We start from the raw sequence: 3,099 nt of genomic DNA, 5'->3' as shown, positions 1-3,099 counted from the left end.
GGCCGCGGCCCCGGCCGCGGCCCGGTGCCGGCGTGCGTTTCACCGCCGGCCGCCCCGCCGGTGTAGGTTAACGCCTATGCGCCTGAACGGCCCGCGCACGGCGGCTGCCTGGCGGCGGATTGCCCCCGCCCATCCGGCCCAGGTCATCGTCCTGGGGTTCGCCGGAGCCATCGCCGCGGGTACTGCCGTCCTGATGCTTCCGGCGGCCAAGCAGGGCCCCGGGGGCGCCTCCCTGCTCGAGGCCCTGTTCACCGCCACCTCGGCGGTCTGCGTGACCGGGCTGAGCACCGTGGACGTGGAGCATTTCTGGACCCCCTTCGGCCACACGGTGATCATGGTGCTGATCCAGGTCGGCGGCTTCGGCGTGATGTCCTTCGGCACCCTGCTGGGCATCCTGCTGGCGCGCCGGCTGGGCCTGCGCTCGCGGATCTCGACGGCGGCCGAGACCCGCGCCGTCGGTTTCGGGGACCTGCGGGCGGTGCTGCTGGGGGTGCTGAAGGTCGGCCTGGCCACCGAGGCGGCGGTGGCGGCGGTGCTCACCGCCCGCTTCATGGCCGGCTACGGCTATTCCTTCGGGGACGGGCTCTGGCACGGGGTCTTCCACGCCGTCTCCGCTTTCAACAACGCGGGCTTCGCCCTGTTCTCGGACAACCTGATCCGCTTCGCCGGCGACCCCTGGATCTGCCTGCCGATCGCCGCGGGCATCATCATCGGCGGCATCGGTTTCCCGGTGCTCTTCGAGCTGCGCAGGCACTACCGGACCCCGCAGCACTGGACCATCACCACCAAGCTGGTGCTCTCCGGCACCCTGGTCCTGCTGGCCGCCGGCACCGTATTCATCACCGCCCTGGAGTGGAACCAGCCCGGCTCGCTCGGGCCGCTGCCGCCGGGGCAGAAGGTGCTGGCCGGGTTCTTCCAGTCCACCGTCACCCGCACCGCCGGCTTCAACAGCGTGGACATCGGACAGATGCACCCGGCCACCTGGCTGTTCATGGACATCCTGATGTTCATCGGCGGCGGCTCCGCGGGCACCGCGGGCGGGCTGAAGATCACCACCTTCGCGGTGCTCTTCTTCATCATGCGCGCCGAAATCCGCGGCGAGCAGGTGGTCAATGTCTTCAACCGGAGGCTCTCCCGCTCGGTGCACCGCGAGGCGATCACGGTGGTGCTGCTCGCCGTCGGCCTGGTGGTGGCCTCGACGATGGTGCTGATGCTGATCGAAGGGCGGTTCGGGCTGGACCGGCTGCTGTTCGAGTCCGTCTCCGCCTTCGCCACCGTGGGCCTGACCACCGGCATCACCGGCCAGCTGGGGCCGGCCGGGCAGCTGGTGCTGGTGCTGCTGATGTTCGTCGGCCGGCTGGGCCCGGTCACCCTGGCCTCCGCGCTGGCGCTGCGACAGCGCCCCATCCTGTTCGAATTCCCCAAGGAAAGGCCCCTCATTGGCTAGGATCGGATATTTTGCCCCCCGTGGCACCGGCAAACGGGCCGAGGCGGACGCCGTCGCCGTCATCGGCCTGGGCCGCTTCGGCGGCTCCCTGGCGCTGGAGCTGGAAGCCGCGGGCACCGAGGTGCTCGGCATCGACCTGGACGAGGAGAACGTGCAGGGCTACACCGGCCGGCTCACCCACGTGGTGCGCGCGGACTCCACCAAGGAGGAGGTCCTGCGCCAGCTGTCCCTGCCCGAGTTCGACCGGGTCGTCGTCGGCATCGGCACCGACGTGGAGGCCAGCATCCTGACCACCTCGCGGCTGCTCAAATTCAAGCGTCCCGAAATCTGGGCCAAGGCCATCAGCGAGCCGCACGCCGAGATCCTGGAACAGCTGGGCGTGCACCACGTGATCCGGCCCGAACACGACATGGGCCGGCGCGTGGCCCACCTGGTCCGCGGCACGCTGCTGGACTATGTGGAGTTCGAGGACGACTATGTGATGACCCGCACCAGCCCGCCGGCCGTGGCGCAGAACCGGCCGCTGGGCGTGCTCGGCATCCGGGACACCTTCGGGGTCACCGTGGTGGCGGTCAAGCGCCGGGGCGGCAAGTGGGAGCACACCACGGCCCAGACCGTGCTGTACGGCGACGACGAGATCATCGTCGCCGGCCCCCGCGCCCAGGCCGAGAGCTTCAGCCAGCTGCCGGTGGAGTAGGGCCGGGGAAGGGGCGCAGGATGACTACCGCCGACGGGCAGGAACTGCACGCGCTGCTGGCGGATGTGCGCCGGCTCCGCGAGGACCTGCTCGAGGCCGAAGCCGGGCAGGCCGGGGAAATTGCCGCGGTGCGGCCCCGGCACCGCTACAGCGCCGCCAACCTGGTCCACTACGTGGAGCTGCGCCGGCACGATATCCGCGATCTGCAGGTGCGGCTGTCCCGGTACGGGCTGACCTCGCTGGGCCGGACCGAATCCCGGGTCCTGGCCGGCGTCGATGCGCTGCTGCGCACGCTCACCCGGCTGGCCGGGCCGGATGCCCAGGAGCCGCCGTCCGCGCGCGTGCCGGACGGGGCCGAACTGCTGGCCGGGAACGCGGATGCGCTGCTGGGCGCCAAGCCGGAAGGGCGCGGCACCCGGATCATGGTCACCTTCCCCGGCGAGGCCGCCGCCGACCCGGCCCTGGTGCAGGACATGCTCGCCAGCGGAATGGACCTCGCGCGGATCAACTGCGCCCACGACGCACCGGAGCAGTGGGCGGCGATGATCGCGAACATCCGGCCGGCCGAGGCCGCGCTGCGCACCCGCTGCCCGGTGATGATGGACCTGGCCGGCCCCAAGCTGCGCACCGGCCCGATCGCACCCGGCCCCCAGGTGCTCAAGGCCAAGCCGCGCCGCGACGCCGTCGGCACCGTCCTCGAACCGGCGCTGCTCTGGCTCGGCCGCCGTCCGGAGACCGACGACCGGACCGCTGCCGTGCCGGTCATCCCGCTGCTGGACCCGGACTGGGCCGGCCGCCGGCAGGCGGGCGAGACGATCCGGCTGGTGGACGCCCGCGGTTCCCGCCGGAAGCTGCAGGTGCTGCGGAGCGGCGGCGGCGGGTGCCTGGTCTCCTCGGACCGCACCGTGTATTTCGTGCCGGGCCTGGCCCTGTCCGCCGGCCCGGCCGGCACCGG

Annotated in this window: 3 protein-coding genes; all 3 read left to right on the top strand. The window is 72.1% G+C overall.

Features of this window, described 5'->3' with window-relative positions; translation table 11 throughout:
- The first annotated feature begins 76 nt into the window (after window positions 1-76).
- Window positions 77-1,447, top strand: a complete 1,371-nt coding sequence (locus tag ACFQ36_RS21845) for a TrkH family potassium uptake protein (RefSeq protein ID WP_377017517.1) — start codon at window positions 77-79, stop codon at window positions 1,445-1,447.
- Window positions 1,440-2,144: a potassium channel family protein gene (locus ACFQ36_RS21840; protein ID WP_377017515.1), complete on the top strand. Its 705-nt coding sequence runs from the start codon at window positions 1,440-1,442 to the stop codon at window positions 2,142-2,144. Before ACFQ36_RS21845 ends, ACFQ36_RS21840 begins: the two co-directional genes overlap by 8 nt.
- A gap of 20 nt (window positions 2,145-2,164) precedes the next feature.
- Window positions 2,165-3,099 (top strand): pyruvate kinase (locus ACFQ36_RS21835; RefSeq protein ID WP_377017513.1); only part of this gene is annotated, 935 nt, incomplete at its 3' end.

It is taken from the genome of Arthrobacter sp. GCM10027362 (genome assembly GCF_042679445.1).
Lineage (GTDB): Bacteria > Actinomycetota > Actinomycetes > Actinomycetales > Micrococcaceae > Crystallibacter.
This window is presented reverse-complemented; position numbering and strand designations above follow the sequence as displayed.